Annotated in this window: 17 protein-coding genes; 8 read left to right on the top strand and 9 right to left on the bottom strand. The window is 64.8% G+C overall.

Annotated elements, in window-relative coordinates; translation table 11 throughout:
- The 4 genes from ACE3S9_RS05510 to ACE3S9_RS05525 all read right to left on the bottom strand — a co-directional run.
- A partial coding sequence (locus ACE3S9_RS05510) for a beta-propeller fold lactonase family protein (RefSeq protein WP_374545453.1) occupies positions 1–888 on the bottom strand: 888 nt, incomplete at its 3' end.
- 23 nt (positions 889–911) lie between these two features.
- Positions 912–1,451 (bottom strand): SRPBCC family protein, encoded by a 540-nt coding sequence (locus ACE3S9_RS05515; RefSeq protein WP_374545437.1) that lies wholly within the window; start codon positions 1,449–1,451, stop codon positions 912–914.
- A gap of 130 nt (positions 1,452–1,581) precedes the next feature.
- Positions 1,582–2,268, bottom strand: a complete 687-nt coding sequence (locus ACE3S9_RS05520; protein WP_374545438.1) for a hypothetical protein — start codon at positions 2,266–2,268, stop codon at positions 1,582–1,584.
- Positions 2,269–2,273: 5 nt separating this feature from the next.
- Positions 2,274–2,981 carry an orotate phosphoribosyltransferase gene (locus ACE3S9_RS05525; protein ID WP_374545439.1) on the bottom strand — a complete coding sequence of 236 codons (708 nt, stop codon included), beginning with the start codon at positions 2,979–2,981 and terminating at the stop codon, positions 2,274–2,276.
- A gap of 93 nt (positions 2,982–3,074) precedes the next feature.
- Between ACE3S9_RS05525 and ACE3S9_RS05530 the strand changes: the two genes are divergently transcribed.
- Genes ACE3S9_RS05530 through ACE3S9_RS05550 form a run of 5 tightly spaced genes read left to right on the top strand, consistent with a single transcriptional unit; the run spans position 3,075 to position 7,916 of the window.
- Positions 3,075–4,388 carry a replication-associated recombination protein A gene (locus tag ACE3S9_RS05530; RefSeq protein WP_374545440.1) on the top strand — a complete coding sequence of 438 codons (1,314 nt, stop codon included), beginning with the start codon at positions 3,075–3,077 and terminating at the stop codon, positions 4,386–4,388.
- 47 nt (positions 4,389–4,435) lie between these two features.
- Positions 4,436–5,764 carry a chloride channel protein gene (locus tag ACE3S9_RS05535; RefSeq protein WP_374545441.1) on the top strand — a complete coding sequence of 443 codons (1,329 nt, stop codon included), beginning with the start codon at positions 4,436–4,438 and terminating at the stop codon, positions 5,762–5,764.
- Positions 5,765–5,798: 34 nt separating this feature from the next.
- The gene (crcB, locus tag ACE3S9_RS05540; RefSeq protein ID WP_374545442.1) at positions 5,799–6,182 is read left to right on the top strand and encodes a fluoride efflux transporter CrcB; all 384 of its coding nucleotides are present in this window, start codon (positions 5,799–5,801) and stop codon (positions 6,180–6,182) included.
- Positions 6,179–7,420, top strand: coding sequence for a pseudouridine synthase (locus tag ACE3S9_RS05545; RefSeq protein WP_374545443.1), 1,242 nt, complete (start codon positions 6,179–6,181; stop codon positions 7,418–7,420). The genes crcB and ACE3S9_RS05545 overlap by 4 nt, the downstream gene beginning before the upstream one ends.
- Positions 7,421–7,436: 16 nt before the next feature.
- Positions 7,437–7,916, top strand: a complete 480-nt coding sequence (locus ACE3S9_RS05550; RefSeq protein WP_374545444.1) for a hypothetical protein — start codon at positions 7,437–7,439, stop codon at positions 7,914–7,916.
- Between the two features lie 12 nt (positions 7,917–7,928).
- Here the strand turns inward: ACE3S9_RS05550 and ACE3S9_RS05555 are convergent, their stop codons facing one another.
- Positions 7,929–8,681, bottom strand: coding sequence for an SDR family NAD(P)-dependent oxidoreductase (locus ACE3S9_RS05555; RefSeq protein WP_374545445.1), 753 nt, complete (start codon positions 8,679–8,681; stop codon positions 7,929–7,931).
- Between the two features lie 105 nt (positions 8,682–8,786).
- Between ACE3S9_RS05555 and ACE3S9_RS05560 the strand changes: the two genes are divergently transcribed.
- Positions 8,787–9,230 (top strand): winged helix-turn-helix transcriptional regulator, encoded by a 444-nt coding sequence (locus ACE3S9_RS05560; protein ID WP_374545446.1) that lies wholly within the window; start codon positions 8,787–8,789, stop codon positions 9,228–9,230.
- 47 nt (positions 9,231–9,277) lie between these two features.
- Here ACE3S9_RS05560 and ACE3S9_RS05565 read toward each other — a convergent pair whose 3' ends face one another.
- Positions 9,278–10,432 carry a GTP-binding protein gene (locus tag ACE3S9_RS05565; RefSeq protein WP_374545447.1) on the bottom strand — a complete coding sequence of 385 codons (1,155 nt, stop codon included), beginning with the start codon at positions 10,430–10,432 and terminating at the stop codon, positions 9,278–9,280.
- Between the two features lie 11 nt (positions 10,433–10,443).
- The gene (locus ACE3S9_RS05570; protein ID WP_374545448.1) at positions 10,444–11,349 is read right to left on the bottom strand and encodes a metal ABC transporter substrate-binding protein; all 906 of its coding nucleotides are present in this window, start codon (positions 11,347–11,349) and stop codon (positions 10,444–10,446) included.
- Between the two features lie 73 nt (positions 11,350–11,422).
- Here ACE3S9_RS05570 and ACE3S9_RS05575 point away from each other — a divergent pair, with 73 nt between their 5' ends.
- Entirely contained in the window at positions 11,423–11,866 is a 444-nt protein-coding gene (locus ACE3S9_RS05575) for a Fur family transcriptional regulator (protein WP_374545449.1), read from the top strand.
- On the opposite strand, the gene ACE3S9_RS05580 is transcribed toward ACE3S9_RS05575, so the two are convergent.
- Both ACE3S9_RS05580 and ACE3S9_RS05585 read right to left on the bottom strand, forming a co-directional pair.
- A complete protein-coding gene (locus ACE3S9_RS05580) occupies positions 11,838–12,707 on the bottom strand; it encodes a metal ABC transporter permease (protein WP_374545450.1) in 870 nt (289 codons plus the stop codon). The two genes, ACE3S9_RS05575 and ACE3S9_RS05580, sit on opposite strands and share 29 nt — an antisense overlap.
- Before the next feature lie 313 nt (positions 12,708–13,020).
- The gene (locus ACE3S9_RS05585; RefSeq protein ID WP_374545451.1) at positions 13,021–14,052 is read right to left on the bottom strand and encodes a helix-turn-helix domain-containing protein; all 1,032 of its coding nucleotides are present in this window, start codon (positions 14,050–14,052) and stop codon (positions 13,021–13,023) included.
- Between the two features lie 369 nt (positions 14,053–14,421).
- On the opposite strand from ACE3S9_RS05585, the gene ACE3S9_RS05590 reads away from it, so the two are divergent.
- The coding region (locus tag ACE3S9_RS05590) for a DUF1254 domain-containing protein (RefSeq protein WP_374545452.1) at positions 14,422–15,033 on the top strand (612 nt) is incomplete at its 3' end.

Consider the following 15,033-nt stretch of genomic DNA (forward strand, 5'->3'; position numbering starts at 1 on the left):
CGTCACTTTCAGGCTGTTCACATCGATCGCCGCTAGCACATCGTCCATCCAGCAGGCGACCAGCGCCTCGCGCTGATCGGGCGCGACCAGCAAGCCCTCCGGGTAGCCGCAGGCCGAAACCAATCCGCGCGGCTGGTAGGTCTTGCCGTCGAAGACGGAAACGCTGTCATCGTGCTGGTTGGTGACGAAAATGCGCGATCCGTCGCGGGTCGCGGCTGCGACATAGGGAAAGCTTTTCACGGCCAGCCGCCGCGTCTCGCGCCGGGCTGCGGGATCGACCACCGAAACGTCGCCCGATTGCACATTGGCGACCAGCAGGCGCGGTCCGTCGGGACCGTTCGGGTCATAGGTCACGCCGAAGGGCGCCTTGCCGACCGCGATTTCGGCCATGCTGCGCAGAGTGGAGAGATCGACCACGGAAATCGTGTCGCTCTCGCGGTTGGCGACATAGAGCCAGCGATTGTCGCGACTGACCGCCATGCCGGAGGGTGACTTGCCGACGGCGATCTCGCCGCTGACGGCGCGCTTTCCGGTATCGATCACATAGACCCGGTCGGCGTACCAATCGGCCGCGAACAGTCTTTCGCCCGGAATGTCGAGCGCGAGGCCGAGCGGCCCCTGGCCAACGGCAATCTCGGCGATGGTCTTGTGACCACCGCCGGGCTGGCGCTCGATCACAGAAACGCTGCGTCCAGCGGGATTGGAGACATAGATGCGCGCGCCGCCGGGCGCGACGGCGATCCCGGCGGGCTTCTGCCCCACTTTCACGGTTTCGACCACCGCGCCCTTGGCCAGATCGACGATGGAAACCGCATCGGCGCCCTGGTCCGTCACATAAGCGAGCGGATCGGCCTGAGTCGGCCCCGCGACGGCGGCGCCGGCCAACACGGCCAAGACGAGGACGCGCCGCCTCACTTGCCGGAATCGGCGATCTTCTTGATGTTTTCCAGCCCCAGCAGATAGACCTTGCGCACTGCGGCCACCGAATTTTCGTCATTCAGCTCGGGCGGCGGATCGTTGTTCATATAGCCGCGATAAAAGGCGCCCTTCCATTCCACCGTCGAGCCGCCCTTGCCATTGTCGAGCACGCTGATGGTCGAGGTATAGTCATTGACCGGCAGGATTTTCGGATCGACCTTGGGGATCGAATATTTGTAGGTGTGCGCGGCGGCGTCGTATTTCTCCAGCACTTCGTCGAAGCTCGGGTCGCCCGGCGCCTTCAGCACCAGATGACGGATCGAGCCGACTTCATTGCCCTTGTCGGCCACGCTCGACCCGATGACGGGGTGCCATTTCGCGATGCTGTCGAAATTCCCGACGATCGCCCAGACCTGATCGACGGGCTTGTCGATTTCAATGGTCTCGACGATTTTCTGCCGGGTCGGGCCATGCGCCCAGGCTGGCGCCGCGACAAAGGCGACCAGGGCCGCCGCCAGAGCAAAAGCTTTCATTCCATCCCTCATTCCATAACGCCGGACTTGCGCCGGTTGGGAGGGCGATCTTGGCGGAAAGCTCGCGCCGCTGCCAAGGGCAGGCGGGTGGTCTCAAGGTCGAATGAGCGAAAACTAAGAAGGCGCGCGGTCATTTCGCGCGCTGGTAAAATCCCGAAAAAGACACGTTCATCCCGCCGCATTGCATATTGTCGCGTACGAAAAGCGCGTCTCCGGCGCGGGCGAAACGCAGGCGGCAGGAGGCGTCCGGGTTTTTCGGATCGGCGTCCTTGTCCGTGAAGCCGGCCTGGCCGTCCTTCAGCGCGAGGGCGCCGGAAAATTCGCCGCTATTGACCGCGCCGCGCTTGACGCGGGCCGGATCGAGCGCGCCGAAGGTCGCGCTTCCTTGGGCCTGCAAGCCGCCGTCGGTCTCGTCGATCCTGATCTCGGCCTCGACTCGGGACCATTTGCCCGCCCAGCCCGCCGGATCGGCGACCAGCGGGGCGGGTTCTATCGCCGAGGCGGGCAGCCAGCCGCCGCGATCGCCCTTGCCATTGTCGTAATCGACGCAGATGAAATCGCCCCGCTTGACGCCTAGGACGACCAGATCGCCGGCCACGAGATAGGCCTTGTCCTGGCACGCCGGCGCCGCCGAGGGGCAGGCGTTTTTCCCCTCGCCATTCTTCACGAAACGGACTTTTCCAGCTTCCGCCTTGATCCGGCCGACGACGAGCGCCGGCGTATCGGCGAAGCCGACGCCCGAGCAGAAGCGGTCATCCGCGCGGGCTTGCGCGGTCAGCGCCATCGCGGCGCCCAGCAGGATCGTCAGGCGCCGCATATTGGTCAGGCCTTCTTGCCGAATTCCGAAACGCCGCCATGGGCGGCCGACCATTCCGCCGGCGCGTGCAGGAATTTCTCGACCTCGTCCAGCGTCGCGTCGGGCAGATAATGCGTCTTGCGCGCCACCTTCAGCACGTCCCACCAAGTGGTGAGTTGGTGCAGTTCGATGCCTTCCTTCCGCAATTCGTCGCGCGCCTGCGGGAAAATGTCATAGAAGAAGAACACGAAAGTATGGCCGCATTGCTGGCCCGCCTCGCGGATCGCCTGACAGAAATTCACCTTGGAGGCGCCGTCCGTGGCGAGGTCTTCCACCAGCAGCGTGCGCGCGCCGTCGGTCACTTCGCCCTCGATCCGGGCGTTGCGGCCGAAGCCCTTGGGCTTCTTGCGGACATATTGCATCGGCAGAGCCAGCCGGTCGGAAATCCAGGCGGCATAGGGAATGCCGGCCGTCTCGCCGCCCGCGATAATGTCGAGGCTCTCATAGCCGATCTCGCGCTGGATCGTCTTGACCGCGAAATCGAGGATCACATTGCGCAGGCGGGGGAAGGCGATCAGCTTGCGCATGTCGGTATAGACCGGGCTGGCCCAGCCCGAGGTGAAGATGAAGGGCTTGTCCGCATTGAACAGGACGGCGCCGACCTCCAGCAGCATTTTGGCGGTTTCTTCGGCGATAAACTGCTTTTCCAGCGCGGCGGGGGACAGGTCGGACATGAGGCGCCTCCAAGATTTGCGCTGGTTTGGACCGGATAGGGCTTCAGGTCAATCGGCTGTTGCTCGCGGTTCGGAGACGCGCGAAAAAGGGGCATGACCGATCTTTTCGCCAGCGCCGGTTTTGAAAAGGACGCGCCGAGTCCCTTGGCGGAGCGCCTGCGTCCGAAGACGCTCGCCGAAGTCGCCGGGCAGGACCATCTGCTCGGCCCCCATGGCGCGCTGACCCGGCTGATCGAATCGGGCTCGCTCGGTAGCTTGATCTTCTGGGGGCCGCCCGGCACCGGCAAGACCACTGTGGCGCGGCTGCTGGCCCATGAGACCAGGCTGCATTTCGTCCAGGCCTCTGCGATCTTTTCGGGCGTCGGCGAGCTGAAGAAGATCTTCGAGGAGGCCCGCGCGCGTCGTCGGACGGGGCAGGGCACGCTTTTGTTCGTCGATGAAATCCACCGCTTCAATCGCGCCCAGCAGGACAGTTTTTTGCCGGTGATGGAGGACGGCACCATTACTTTGATCGGCGCCACCACCGAAAATCCGTCTTTCGAGCTGAACGCCGCGTTGCTGTCGCGCGCCCGCGTGATGACCTTTCACAGCCTCGATGTGGCCGCCATCGAAAAGCTGCTGGAGCGCGCCGAGGTGGTCGAGGGCAAGACACTGCCGCTCGACGAAAACGCCCGCGTGACGCTCGCGGCCATGGCCGATGGCGACGGCCGCGCCGCGCTCACTTTGGTCGAGGAGATTTTCCGCGCCGCCCGCCCCGACGAGATGTTCGACGCCAAGGGGCTGAGCGAGATCGTCCAGCGCCGCGCGCCGATCTACGACAAGGGGCAGGAGGGCCATTACAACCTCATCAGCGCCTTGCACAAAACCGTGCGCGGCTCGGACCCGGACGCCGCGCTCTATTATCTCGCGCGCATGTTCGACGCCGGCGAGGACCCTTTGTTCATCGCGCGGCGCGTGGTGCGCATGGCGGTGGAGGATGTCGGCCTCGCCGATCCGCAGGCTCTGGTCATCGCCAACGCCGCCAAGGACGCCTATGACTTTCTCGGCAGTCCCGAGGGCGAGCTGGCCATCGCGCAAGCCGTGGTCTATTGCGCGACGGCGCCCAAATCCAACGCCAATTACACGGCCTATAAGGCGGCCATGCGGTTGGCGCGCGAGCATGGCTCGCTGATGCCGCCCAAGGTCATCCTCAACGCGCCGACCAAGCTGATGAAATCGGAAGGCTATGGTTCTGGTTATGCCTATGACCACGACCAGCCCGACGCCTTTTCCGGTCAGGATTACTGGCCGCCCGAATTGGGGCGGCAGACGCTCTACGAGCCAGTCGAACGCGGCTTCGAGCGTGAGATCCGCAAGCGGCTGGATTATTGGGACAAGCTCCGTCAGGAGCGCGGCAAGGACAGGTAGCCTGGAGCGCGCCGGGCGCGCGGCGCGTGGGTGGGGGAGTGCAAGCCGTGGAACGGCCTGAAAATTTCGATCGCTATCTTGCTCATTTCCGGGTGCGCTCGCGTCTGGCGCGCAAGAAATTATACCGGCGGTCGCTGTTCATCGTCGGCGGCCTCGCGGTCGGCGCCGTCGCCGTCCTGATGGCCTGGCTGGCCGATCATGCGCAGGACATTTTCGCCGCGGGCCTACGGACCGCGCCCTATCTCGCGCTGGCGGCGACGCCGCTCGGCTTCGCGCTCGCGACCTTGCTGGCGCGCCATGTCTTTCCCAATTCGCAGGGCAGCGGCATTCCGCAAACCATCGCCGCGCTGCAGATCGAGAATCAGGCCAGTCGCGCGCCGCTGGTCTCGCTGCGGGTCGCCTTCGGCAAGATCGTCGTCATGACGCTCGGCCTGTTGTTCGGGGCCTCGACCGGGCGCGAGGGGCCGACCGTTCAGGTCGGGGCGGCGATCATGTTCGCCATGGGACGAACGGCGCCTTACCGGCAAAGCGGGTTCTTGCTGGCGGGCGCTGCGGCGGGCGTGGCGGCCGCCTTCAATACGCCGCTCGCCGGCATCGTCTTCGGCATCGAGGAAATGAGCCGCTCCTTCGAGCAGCGCACCAGCGGCCTGATCATCGGGGCCGTCATCGCGGCCGGCCTGACCTCGCTCGCTCTGATCGGCGATTATTCCTATTTCGGCTCGACGGCCGAGCGCCTGCCGCTCAGCTCGGATTGGTTCGGCGTGCTGGTCTGCGCAATGGTCGGCGGGCTGAGCGGCGGTCTTTTCATCCGCCTCGTCGCCTCTTTCGCCAAGGGCCTGCCGGGCCGGGCCGGCGCGGCCATCGCGCGCTGGCCGATCCTGTTCGCCATGCTGTGCGGGCTCGGTGTCGCGCTCTGCGGCCTCAACGGCGACGCTTCGGTGTTCGGGACGGGCTATGCGCAGGCGCGCGCGGTGGTCCACGCCAGCGGCGATATCGATTATTGGTTCGCGCCGCTGAAATTCGTGGCCACCACCCTATCGGCGATCAGCGGCATTCCCGGCGGCGTGTTCTCGCCCTCGCTGGCGATCGGCGCGGGCGAGGGCTCGGCGCTCAGCCTGATCTTTCCACATCTGGCTTTGGGCGCGCTCGCCTTGGTCGGCATGGTCGCCTATCTCACCGGCGTCACCCAGGCGCCGATCACAGCTTTCGTCATCGTGTCCGAAATGACCGACGATCACGCCATGATCATTCCGCTGATGCTCGCCGCCGTGGTGGCGCGGGCGGCCTCGCGGCTGCTCAGCCGCGAGGGGCTTTATCATGCCCTGTCTCACGGATTTCTGGCTTCGGCGCGGGCGGAGCCCGCGAAAATGGCTTAATGACGTCGCCGCGCGGCTTGGCTATAGAAGGCCGATGCAGGCCTATCTGATCGTTTTCCTCGGCGCCGGGCTCGGCGGCTGCCTTCGCCACACCATCAATCTGCTCGCGGCGCGGCTGTGGGGGACGAATTTCCCGTGGGGGACGTTCGTGATTAATATTTCCGGCTCGCTGGTGATGGGCCTGATCGCTGGCTGGCTGGCTTTCCGCGCCGGCGCCGGCTGGACGCAGCATGTGCGGCTGTTCCTGCTGACCGGCATTCTCGGCGGCTACACCACCTTTTCCGCCTTTTCGCTCGACGCCGCGCTGCTGTACGAGCGCGGCGAGCCCGGCCTGATGGCGGCCTATGTCGTCGGCTCGGTCCTGCTCGCGCTGGCCGGCGTGTTCGGCGGTCTCGCTCTGGTGAGGGCTTTGTCATGATCCGCATGCGTTCCGGCCCACCGAAAAAACCTTCCGTGCAAAAGCCTTCCGCGCGCAAGACGGAGGGCAAGCCTTTAGCCGCGAAAGCCGGACCAAAGGCTGCGCTCAAACCGGCCGCCGAAAAGCCCAAACCCGCCAAACCGGCGGCCGAGCCGGTCAAGCAGGCAACCGGCGTGCAGAACCTCGTCGTGACCGAGGACGAGGACGGCATGCGCCTCGACCGCTGGTTCAAGCGGCGGCTTCAGACTTTGGCCCTGTCGCATCTGGCGAAAATCTGCCGCAAGGGCGAGGTGCGGCTCGATGGCAAGCGCGTCGAAACCTCCTCGCGCGTTGCGGCAGGCCAAACGGTCCGCGTGCCGCCGCTCAATGTCGATGCGCCCAAGGCGCCGGCGGTCAAGCGCCCCGAGCAATCCGAAGCCGACGCCCGCGCCATAAGGGACATGATCCTGCTCGACGACCGCGACCTGATGGTGCTGAACAAGCCGTTCGGTCTCGCCGTGCAGGGCGGCTCCGGCACCAAGCATCATCTCGACGGCATGCTGCAATCGCTCGCCAATGAGCGCGGCGACAGGCCGGTGCTGGTCCATCGGCTCGACCGCGACACCTCGGGCGTGCTGCTGATCGCCAAGACCCGCAAAATGGCGGCCGATCTCGGCGAAATCTTCCGCTCGCGTTCGGCCAAGAAAATCTACTGGGCCATGGTCGAGGGCGTGCCGCGCCCGACACACGGCCGGATCTCGCTCTATCTCGCCAAGGGCGAAGCGATGGGCGACAACCGCGCGCCGCGCAAAGGCCGCCACGGCATGGAGGAGCGGCGCGACATCGAAAAAATGCGCGTCGCCAAACATGGCGACGACGACGCCCAGCATTCGCTGACCTATTACGCTCTGGTCGACAAGCTCGCCCCGCGCCTGTCGTGGCTGTCGATGAAGCCCTTGACCGGCCGCACCCATCAGTTGCGCGCCCATGCCGAAGCGATCGGCTGCCCCATTGTTGGCGATCCCAAATATGGCCACAGCGACGAGGACAGCCGCCGCCGCGCCGACCCGAACCGCAATCTGCCGGATGGAGTCGAGAACAAGCTGCACCTGCAGGCGCGGCGGCTGATCCTGCCGCATCCCAAGGGCGGCGTGCTCGACGTCACCGCGCCGCTGCCGCCGCATATGCGGAAAAGCTGGGACCTGTTCGGCTTCGACGCCAACCAGCGCGATCCGATTCTGGACGCGCCGGACGAATGAGGGAGGGCGGGGCGTCATGACCGACAGCAAGGCGCCCTTTCCCTTCGGCTTCGCGCTGGTCTTGGTCATCGCGTCGGGGCTTTACGTCGCGGTGCTCCATGACGCCCTGACGATCCAGACCGGCGGCGGCGAAGCAGTCATCGCGGCGGCTTTTGAAGGGCTGTTTCTGGTCGGGGGTCTGTGGCTGGCGCTGACGCTCCTGCTGATCATCGGCGCGGTCGCCGGAAACATGCCCCGCGCCGCCGCCTATGCGGCGGTTCCGCTGGTCCCGGCGTCCGGCGTCGCCGCCTTTGTCGCGCTGGATATGTGCTCGCGCGACCAGCGCTGGGCGGCGGTCTTTCCCGCCGCCCTCGCGGCGCTGCTGGCTTTTTACGCGTGCTGGGCGCGATGGCCGCGATTGCAGGCGGCCCTGCCGCCCCCGACTGTGACCCGCACGGTCTGGGGCGCGGTTTTCGTCCTGTCCGCGGCGGCTTTCGCAGCCGCCGCGATCTGGTGACGACGCCTTTTGTCAGAGGTGGATGCCGCCCGAAACCTCGATGCGCTGGCCGTTGATCCAGCCGGATTCGTCGGACAATAGCGCCGCGACCGCGCCGCCGATGTCATCCGGCAGTCCCACCCGCCCCAGCGCCGTCTGCGAGGCGATCATATGGTTGATCTCGGCATCGTCGCGGACGCGGCCGCCGCCGAAATCGGTCGCGATCGCGCCCGGCGCGATGACATTGGCGGCTATGCCGCGTGGGCCAAGCTCCTTGGCGAGATAGCGCGTGAACACTTCCACGCCGCCCTTCATCATCGCGTAAGCGGCATAGCCGGGATAGCTGAACCGGGCGAGGCCCGACGAGACATTGATGATCCGTCCGCCGTCGCGGATCAGCGGCAGCAGCGCCTGGGTGAGGAAGAACGGCGCCTTGAGATGGATGGCGACCATCTCGTCGAATTTCTCGACCGATGTTTCGGCGATCGGCGCATAGGCGCCCGTGCCGGCGTTGTTGACGAGATAATCGAAATCGGTCCGGCCCCACACCTCCGCCAGCTTGGCCTTCACGCCTTGCGCAAAAGCCGGGAAAGACCCGCTTTGGGTGACGTCGAGCGGCAAGGCTGCTGCTTTCACGCCCAGCGCCTCGATCTCGGCGCGGGCTTCATCCGCCGCATCCTTGCGGGCGTGATAGGTGAGGATGATCCCGACGCCGCGACGCGCCAGATGCAGCGCCATATTGCGGCCAAGGCCGCGGCTCCCGCCGGTGATGAGTGCGATTTTCATGATCGGTCCCTCATGTTCAGGATTGATGGGCCGGACCTTACGGGCTACGCTTTCCAGACGAAAGAAGGCACCCAAAAGATTTATACTAACCAAAAAGAGAGTGACATGCCGCTGCGCTTCAAGCCGCCGACGGAGGACCAGATCGCGAAGATCAAGGTGATCTATGAGCGCCAGCGCGCGGAGCCGATCGAGGATCCGCGCGTCGAGAAACTGGTCGAGGAATTAATCGGCCGCGTCGCCGACAAATGGACCATGATCATTCTGGAACTGCTGGTCGAGCACGAGACATTGCGCTTCACCCAGCTCTCGCGGCTGATCGGCGCGATCAGCCAGAAAATGCTGACCCAGACCCTGCGCCTGATGGAGCGCGACGGTCTGGTGACGCGAAAGGTCTATCCGGTGGTGCCGCCCAAGGTGGAATATAGCCTGACCGAACTGGGCCTGACGCTCAGCGCGGCCTTTTGCGGCGTCTGGGTCTGGGCCGCCGACAGTCTCAAGGCGGTGGAAAAGGCGCGGCAGGCTTTCGATGCCGGGCAGGGCGGCGACTGACGCCACAAAGAAAAACGGCGGCCTCTTGGGCCGCCGTCAGGCTCATGTCAGGCCGCGGCATAGGCCGCGCAGGCCTCGAAACCGGCGCGCAATTCGTCTTCCTTCAGCTTGCGGCCGATGAAGACGAGGCGGCTGGTGCGCTTTTCGTCCGCCTTCCAGTCGCGTTGCAGGTCGCCGTCCAGAATCATGTGGACGCCTTGGAAGACATAGCGCTTCGGCTCGTCGGGGAAGGCCAGGATGCCCTTGGAGCGCAGAATGTCCGGCCCGTCGCGCTGAACCACCTCATTGATCCAGGGAAGGAACAGGTCGGGGTCGACCGGGCCGTCGAGCTGGAAAGCCACCGAGCGGACCTGCTCGTCGTGAATCACCTTCGGCGCGTGGTGATGCCCGTGTTCGTGATGGCCGTGTTCGTGGTGGTCATGATCGTGACCGCAATCCGGCCCACATTCATGATCGTGGTCATGATGATCATGATGGTCGTGGTGATCATGCCCATGGTGATGGTGGCCATGGTCGTGATCGTGATGATCGTGATGATCGTGATCATGCTCCTCGGCCGCCAGAAAGTCCGGCTCCAGCTCAAGGATGCGGTCGAGATCGAAGGCTTTGCGGTCCAGCACCGCGTCGAGCGCGATATCGCATTTCTGCGTGCGATGCAGTTTGGCATAGGGGTTGAGGCCGCGAATGCGGGCCTCGACCTCTTCCAGCTCGTCCGGCGTCACCAGATCGGTCTTGTTGAGCAGGATGACGTCGGCGAAGGCGATCTGGTTCTTGGCTTCCGGCGCGTCCTTCAGCCGGGCCGCCAGGAATTTCGCGTCGGCGACCGTGACGATGGCGTCGAGCCGGGTCTGGTTCTGCACGTCGGCGTCGACGAAGAAAGTCTGCGCCACCGGGGCCGGGTCCGCCAGCCCGGTGGTCTCGACCAGAATGGCGTCGAACTTGCCCTTGCGCCGCATCAGCCCCTCGATGATGCGGATCAGATCGCCGCGCACCGTGCAGCAGATGCAGCCGTTGTTCATCTCGAACACTTCCTCGTCGGCGTCCACGACGAGTTCGTTATCGATGCCGATTTCACCGAATTCATTGACGATGACGGCGAATTTCTTGCCGTGGTCCTCGGTGAGGATGCGGTTCAGCAAGGTCGTCTTGCCCGCGCCGAGATAGCCGGTGAGGACGGTGACGGGAATCTTTTCGACGGACATGCGCACTCCGGTCAGGTGTTGGGGCCCAGCGCCTTTTTCAATTCGACTATATTGTGTTCCATCATCGCAATGTAAGTGGCGGCGGGGCCATCCGGCGGCGAAAGCGAATCCGAAAACAGCTCGCCGCCGATTTTCGCCCCGGATTCCTGGGCGATGCGCTTCATCAGGCGCGGATCCGAAATGTTTTCTAAGAAAACGGCGGGAGCATGTTCGCGCTTGATCTGTGTGATCAGCCGCGCGACGTCCTTGGCCGAAGGCTCGGATTCGGTCGAGAGGCCCTGCGGCGCGATGAATTCGAAGCCATAGGCTTCGCCGAAATAGCCGAAGGCGTCATGGGTGGTGATGATCTTGCGGTTTTTCGCCGGAATCGAGGCGATCGCCGCGCGCACCTTCTTGTCGGTTTCGTCGAGCGCCGCCTGATAGCTCTGGGCGCGGGCGCGGAAATAATCGGCGTCGGCGGGGTCGGCCGCGATCAAAGCGGCGAGAATGTTCGACACATAGATTTTCGCATTGGGGACGCTCTGCCAGGCGTGCGGATCGATCCCTTTCTTGCCGTCTTCTTCGCCCTCGCGCGGCGTTATGCCCTTGGTCGCGACGATCACCGGCGCCTTGGCGCCCGAGGCCTCGATCAGGCGGGTCATCCAGCCTTCGAGGGTCAGGCCGTTGACCACGATCATTTTCGCGGCGGCGAGGCTCTGGGCGTCGGCCGGGCTTGGCTGGAAGACATGGGCGTCGCCATTGGGCCCGACCAGCGATTTGACCTCGACCTTGTCGCCGCCGACTTCCTGCACGAAATCGCCGAGAACGGAGAAACTGGCCACCACCGGGATTTTCCCGGCGCTCTGGGCGCGGCCGGCGATCGGGGCGAGCGTCGCCGCGAAGGCGACCGCGGCGATCAGGACTCTTTGCAGGCGCATCGACAAAATCCTATCTTGTTGAAACTGACGCCGCAGAGATTACGTATATTATAACATCCGTCAAGAGGTCGAAATGTCCGCTCCATCGGCGCCGGCGCGTCTCAACGAAATGCAAAGCCGCATCCGCGACCTGCTCGCGGAAGCCAGCAAGCCGCTTTCCGCCTATGACGTGATCGACGCTCTGCGCGACCACGGCCGGGTGGCGCCGCCGACGGTCTATCGCGCCTTGCAGAAACTGATCGACGAGGGGCTGGCGCATCGGCTGGAGACGCAGAACGCCTATGTCGCCTGCCGCGATCATGGCCCGAGCTGCGGCCACCGCCACAAGGCCGGCTTCATGATCTGCCGCGCCTGCGGCAAGACGCAGGAATTCGGCGACGAAGAGATCGAGCGTCTGCTGTCGCGCACGGCGGCGCAGGGCGGCTTCACCGCCGAGCGGGTCGCGATCGAAATTCAGGGCCTTTGCGCGGCCTGTGCGGAGGCTGGCGTCAGCCTTCCAGATGCGAGCGCGGGGTGAGGCTTCGCAACAGGCCGCCGGCCGGCCCGGCGACCAGCGAGATGACATAAAACAGGCCGCAGGCGAGAATGATCAGCGGCCCTGACGGCAGTCCCCAATAGAACGACGCCAGCAGCCCGACATAGGCTCCGGTCACGCCAATGCCAGCGGCGATCAGGATCATGCCGGTAATATTCTGGGTCCACAGCCGCGCGCTGACGGCGGGCAGCATCATCGCGCCGACCGCGAGCAGCGTGCCAAGTGCATGGAAGCCCGCGACCAGATTGAGCGCGACAAAAGCCAGAAAGGCGGCCTGCGTCCAGGCGCCGGCGCCGCTCACCGAGGACAGGAAGCCCGGATCGAGCGTGTCCATCACCAGCGGACGATAGATCGTGGCGAGGCCGATCAGGGTGATGCTGGCGATGCTGGCGAGCAGCAGCATGGTGGCGTCGTCGAGCGCCAGCACGCTGCCGAACAGCACATGCAGCAGATCGACATTGGAGCCGCGCACCGAAACGATGGTGACGCCGAGCGCCAGCGACAGCAGATAGAAGGCGGCGAGCGAGGCGTCCTCGCGCAAGGCGGTGGCCCGCGCGATCGCGCCGGAGCCGATGGCGACCGCGAAGCCGGCGATCACCCCGCCGATGGTCATGGCGGGCAGCGACAGGCCGGCGATGAGATAACCGATGGCCGCGCCGGGCAGAATGGCGTGAGCCATGGCGTCGCCTGATAGCGACATGCGGCGCAGAATCAGGAACACGCCGAGCGGCGCGCCCGCCAAAGCCAGCGCGAACGCGCCCACCAGGGCGCGCCGCATGAATTCATAATCGAGGAAGGGCGCGATCAGCAAGGAGAACAACATGGGTTCTGTTTAACGGGTTTTCGGAAGGCTTCAAGTTTGGGGCCCGGCGGGCTGCGGCTCGGTTTGGGTTTTCCGCTCGCGACCCGCTGTAGCAATTCAAAGCGATTGTTGGATGACCGGATCAGACGAAACAGCAGTCAAGCGCCAGCGCCGCGGAACACAATAGAGTCGAAAGTGCGTGCGGCAATGTGTCCGCCATCGCCAGGATAAGAGGTTGTGGCGGAGGTCGGGTGAACGGAGGCTAGGACAAGACCGGAAAGCCTGTCGCTCCTTCGCATGCTGAAGGCGTTGCGAGAGGCATCAGCGAGACCGCTCAGATCGAAGTCCTGAATTTGAGCGGGCTGATCCCCGTCATGCGCTTGAATGCGCGACGAAAACTGCGGGCGTCGGAATAGCCGAGGCGCTCGGCGGCTTCGTCGACCGTCGCGCCTGAAAGCAACAGCGCTTTGGCGGTCTCGAGCCGGCTGGCGCCTGTGACCTCCGAAAAGCTGAAGCCCTCGCGCGCCAACTGCCGAGCCAGGGAGCGCTCGCTGACACCGAGTTCTCTGGAAACCTCTTGCCGGCCTATGAGCCTTCCGTCGACTGCGACGATTCGACGAACCTGACTGCTTGCGTCGGAAGACGAGAACCGGGGCAGGTCCAGCTCGGCCGCTCGGCGCCAATGCGCCGCGGCGGCGGCATCGGGAAAGCGCAACCGCTTCTGCAATGTCTCCGTTCTGTAGACCAGTCGGTTTCGCTCGGCCGGCGCCACGATTTGGCAACCGATCGCGAGCGACATCGCACGCCGGACGGGCTCTTGTAGGGCGTCTTCCAGTTCGAGCCGCAGCGGGCGAGCGTTTTCACAGGGCAGTTGCGCCGTCACGCCCGCGATCGTCGCCAGATGGTCGACCTTCCAGAACGGCGTCAATTCGTGGCCTCCGAAGAGATCCCACGCAACGATCGCCGTTTCCTCGCCTTCCACCTCCCATTCCAGCCCGAGAACGGAGCCAGCGAGCGAGGCAAACTCCAAAAGGAAGCGCAACGCCGCCCCAACCGTCGGCTGCACCATCATGCCAAGGCCGATGACGCCCAGAAAAGCAAGCGACTTCCGGCTCGCGTAGTCGATCGGGAACGTCTCGCCGAGGCGGTGGCGCGCTCGCAGGAAGGCTTCGTGACAGTCGGCATAAGACACAGCTTGCCCGGGGGCGACAACCCTGACGTCCTCAAACTCGACGAAAGGAAACATCTCCCGCCTGTCCCATCCCCTCTCGAATGAGAGGGTGATCAGGGGGGAAATGGCCTGAACCGGCACGATCTTTTCGCGGGGCGCGGGTCGTCGCCGCCGGTCGGAGCTGTCATGCGACATGGCGAGAATTGTCCCCCTTCTGACCGAAAACGTCCTTGTTGATGCAAGTGACAAATTCTACCAACTGAAATGCGAAGTCGAGCTTGAGCTCTCTGCCTGGCGTCGCGGCGAACCTTGCGTGGGGCTGGCGGCCATCGCGCGCGAACGGCGAGGCGCGGGCCGACGCCTGTTTCGCGGAGCAGGTCCGCCGCGCCCGTGAGGCCCGCGACCCGCTGCGGGGGGACAATGTTCAATTTCGTTACCGAACGCGATCTGTCGTGAAAAGAGAAACAGCGTAGCTGCAATTGCAATAGCATGCGCCGCGCTGGCGATGAATGGCGACCGGCCGGAAAAAATCTGTTGGGACCATCCGCAGGGAGTGAAGCCAAAATGAAGATTTCAAGACGCGCGCTTTCGATCGGGCTCGGCGCTCTGGGCGCCGGCCAGGCGCTTGCCTCCGCCCATGCGGAAGGCCTGCTCAGCGAATTGAGCGGCGACGTCGAGGATTTCCGCGCCGGCGTCGAGGCCTATATTTTCGGCTATCCGCTGGTGACGATGGAAATGACCCGCCGCGTCATGACCAATGCCGCGACGCCGGGCCCGATCCACGGGCCGATGGGCCAGTTCGTCCGCATGCGCACCTATCCCGACGCCAGCTTCCGCGACGTCACGGCGCCCAATGCCGACACGCTTTACACCACGGCCTGGGTGGATGTCGGCCAGGAGCCCTGGGTGCTGAGCATCCCGGACATGAAGGGCCGCTATTTCCTGTTCCCGATGCTCGACGGCTGGACCAATGTGTTCGAGGCTCCCGGCTCCCGCACCACCGGAACCGGGGCGCAGACCTATGCCATCACCGGCCCGGGCTGGAAGGGGACGCTGCCCGCCGGCGTCGTCGAATATAAATCGCCGACCGCCATCGTCTGGCTGCTCGGCCGCATCTATTGCACCGGCACGCCGGAAGATTACGCCGCCGTCCACGCCTTGCAGGATCAGTTCAAG

The organism is Rhodoblastus sp. (assembly GCF_041915505.1).
GTDB lineage: Bacteria > Pseudomonadota > Alphaproteobacteria > Rhizobiales > Beijerinckiaceae > Rhodoblastus.

Excerpts from the sequence above, each read along its gene's own strand:
- ACE3S9_RS05515 (WP_374545437.1), bottom strand. The coding sequence starts at position 1,451 with ATGAAAGCTTTTGCTCTGGCGGCGGCCCTGGTCGCCTTTGTCGCGGCG.
- ACE3S9_RS05520 (WP_374545438.1), bottom strand. The coding sequence starts at position 2,268 with ATGCGGCGCCTGACGATCCTGCTGGGCGCCGCGATGGCGCTGACCGCG.
- ACE3S9_RS05525 (WP_374545439.1), bottom strand. The coding sequence starts at position 2,981 with ATGTCCGACCTGTCCCCCGCCGCGCTGGAAAAGCAGTTTATCGCCGAA.
- ACE3S9_RS05530 (WP_374545440.1), top strand. The coding sequence starts at position 3,075 with ATGACCGATCTTTTCGCCAGCGCCGGTTTTGAAAAGGACGCGCCGAGT.
- crcB (WP_374545442.1), top strand. The coding sequence starts at position 5,799 with ATGCAGGCCTATCTGATCGTTTTCCTCGGCGCCGGGCTCGGCGGCTGC.
- ACE3S9_RS05545 (WP_374545443.1), top strand. The coding sequence starts at position 6,179 with ATGATCCGCATGCGTTCCGGCCCACCGAAAAAACCTTCCGTGCAAAAG.
- ACE3S9_RS05550 (WP_374545444.1), top strand. The coding sequence starts at position 7,437 with ATGACCGACAGCAAGGCGCCCTTTCCCTTCGGCTTCGCGCTGGTCTTG.
- ACE3S9_RS05555 (WP_374545445.1), bottom strand. The coding sequence starts at position 8,681 with ATGAAAATCGCACTCATCACCGGCGGGAGCCGCGGCCTTGGCCGCAAT.
- ACE3S9_RS05560 (WP_374545446.1), top strand. The coding sequence starts at position 8,787 with ATGCCGCTGCGCTTCAAGCCGCCGACGGAGGACCAGATCGCGAAGATC.
- ACE3S9_RS05565 (WP_374545447.1), bottom strand. The coding sequence starts at position 10,432 with ATGTCCGTCGAAAAGATTCCCGTCACCGTCCTCACCGGCTATCTCGGC.
- ACE3S9_RS05570 (WP_374545448.1), bottom strand. The coding sequence starts at position 11,349 with ATGCGCCTGCAAAGAGTCCTGATCGCCGCGGTCGCCTTCGCGGCGACG.
- ACE3S9_RS05575 (WP_374545449.1), top strand. The coding sequence starts at position 11,423 with ATGTCCGCTCCATCGGCGCCGGCGCGTCTCAACGAAATGCAAAGCCGC.
- ACE3S9_RS05580 (WP_374545450.1), bottom strand. The coding sequence starts at position 12,707 with ATGTTGTTCTCCTTGCTGATCGCGCCCTTCCTCGATTATGAATTCATG.
- ACE3S9_RS05585 (WP_374545451.1), bottom strand. The coding sequence starts at position 14,052 with ATGTCGCATGACAGCTCCGACCGGCGGCGACGACCCGCGCCCCGCGAA.